Annotated in this window: 1 pseudogene; it reads right to left on the bottom strand. The window is 66.8% G+C overall.

Annotated features, from left to right (window positions below):
- Positions 1 to 63: 63 nt before the first annotated feature.
- Positions 64 to 2205 (bottom strand): annotated as a pseudogene (locus JCM19049_RS11730) (S9 family peptidase).
- Positions 2206 to 2473 lie beyond the last annotated feature (268 nt).

The following is a 2473-nucleotide window of genomic DNA, read 5'->3' as shown; positions in this document are numbered from 1 at the left end:
GCATGCTCCAGCCACTGCAGCTCCACCGGCCGCGGGGAGCTCATCAGCTGTTCCCGGCCGGGTTCAGCCCCAGGCATCGAGGGCGAACGCATAATCCCACGCCCGGTTCTTCCAGCCCTCGTAGCGGCCGGAGGCACCGCCGTGCCCGCCTTCCATCTCGGTCTTCAGCACGATCGGCTTGGTGCCGGTGCCCACCTCACGCAGCTTCGCCACCCACTTGGCCGGTTCCACATACAGCACTCGGGTGTCGTGCAGGGAGGTGACCGCGGCGATGCGCGGGTAGGGCACCGGGCGGATGTTCTCATACGGGGAGTAGGACTTCATGTACTCGTACACCTCGCGGTCCTGGATCGGGTTGCCCCATTCCTCCCACTCCAGGGCCGAGAGCGGCAGCTCCGGATCCAGGATGGAGGTCAGCGCATCCACGAACGGCACCTGGGCGATGATGCCCGCGTACAGCTGCGGGGCGAGGTTCGCGACCGCGCCCATCAGCAGCCCGCCAGCCGAACCGCCCAACGCCACGATCCGCTGCGGGTCGGCGATGCCCTTCTCGATCAGGTAGGTGGTGGCGTCCACGAAATCGGTGAACGTGTTCTTCTTGTTCAGCTTCTTGCCCTGCAGGTACCAGTCGCGTCCCAGTTCGCCGCCGCCGCGCACGTGGGCCACCACGAACACCACCCCCCGGTCCAGCAGGCTCAGCCGGGGGATGCCAAAGCCCGTCCATGGACATCTCATAGGAGCCGTACCCGTAGATGAGGGTGGGCTGCTGGCGGGAGAGATCCACATCCACCCGGTGCATCACGGTCAGCGGGATCTGGGTCCCGTCCGCGGCGCTGGCCCAGTGCCGGGTGGCCCGGTAGTTGGCCGCGTCATAGTTGTTCACCGGGGTCTGCTTGCGCAACAGCAGCCGGTGGTCCTCCAGGACCAGGTCATAGACCCGAGCCGGGGTGAAGTCCGAGGTGTAGGCGATGCGGGTGACCGGGGATTCCAGGGAGGCGAACACCGGGGAGGCGGTGAACAGCTGCTCCTCGAACTGCGGCTCCAGCACCGGCTGCTGGGCGTCGGTGCCCAGCCCCTGCAGCGGCAGCAGCTCCACCCGCTCGCAGGTGTCCCGGCGCACCGAGAGCACCAGGTGGGTCGCGGTGATCAGAGCGCCCTCGCATTTGACGGTGGGCCGGTGCGGCACCACATCGGGCCACTGCCCGGGATCGGCTGCGGCACCGAGTTGATCGCGGGGCACCAGGGAGATCCGGTTGTTCGGTGCCTGGTGGTCGTGGGTAATCAGCACCTCGTCGGCGCGCTCGCCGGGCAGCAGGTCCACCGCGTGCAGCAGGCGCAGGGAACGGTCCACCAGCAGCTGGACCTCGGCGGCCGGATCCCGCAGATCCAGCACGCTGGTCTCGGAGTATTCGGAGTTGCCGCTGGAGATCAGCAGGTGCTCCCGGTCGGCGCTGAGCTCAAAGCCCAGCCACATGCCCGGGTCATCTTCCTGGAAAATCACCGCATCCTTACTCGGGTCGGTGCCCAGCACGTGCGCCCGGATCTGGTGGGGGCGCCAGGTCTCATCCACCACGGTGTAGAACACGCGGCGCGAATCGGGGGAGAAGGCCAACCCGTAGAACACGCCCTCGATGGTGTCAGCCAGCAGCTGCCCGGTCTGCAGGTCCTTCAGGTAGAGGGTGAAACGCTCATCCCCGGTGGTGTCCACGCAGTAGGCCAGCAGGTTGCTCGGCTCATTGATGGCCACCCCGCCCAGCGCGAAGAAGGATTCGCCCTCGGCTAGCCGGTTGCCGTCCACCAGCACCTGCTCCCCGGGCAGCTCGGCGGCCGGGTCAATCACCGGCGGGTCCAGTCCGCCTCCAGGTCCCCGGTGTCCGCGGCCTTGACCCGACTGTGGATCAGGTAGGGCTGGCCCTCCACGGAGCGGGTGAAGTACCACCAGCCGCGGCGCCGGGTGGGAACCGACAGGTCGGTTTCCACCGTGCGGGACTTGATCTCATCGAAGATCTCCTGGCGCAGCTGCTCCTGGTTCGCGCTGATCGCCTCGGTGTAGCGGTTCTCGGCCTGGAGGTGCTCGATGACCTGCGGGTTCTGCTTCTCGCGCAGCCATTCATAGTCATCGGTGAAGGTATCACCGTGGTGGGTGCGGGTGGTGGGGCGCTTGGCGGCCACCGGGGGGTGCGGGATCTTCGATTCGGAATGCATGATCCCATCTAAACCCACCATCACCCTGCCGGGGATGGATCTAGCCCTGCGCGAACCGGCGCGTCGCCCCGGCCGGAGGAACGCCAAAGCGCGGCGGGTACCTTCTACTCACCGATGGCTTTAGGCTAAAGCAAGGAGGTATGACCCAGCTAACAAGCACAACACCTTGGAACCGCACCTTGGAAGAAAGAGTGAAACTTGGTGACAACTACACAGAATTCTGCGCGGCCAGAGCACCTGCGACCGCGCCGGGCCAGCGGCCCGCGGC

This window comes from Arthrobacter sp. JCM 19049 (assembly GCF_001310435.1).
Note: the sequence above shows the minus strand (reverse complement) of the source record. Positions and strands in the feature narration are given on the sequence as shown.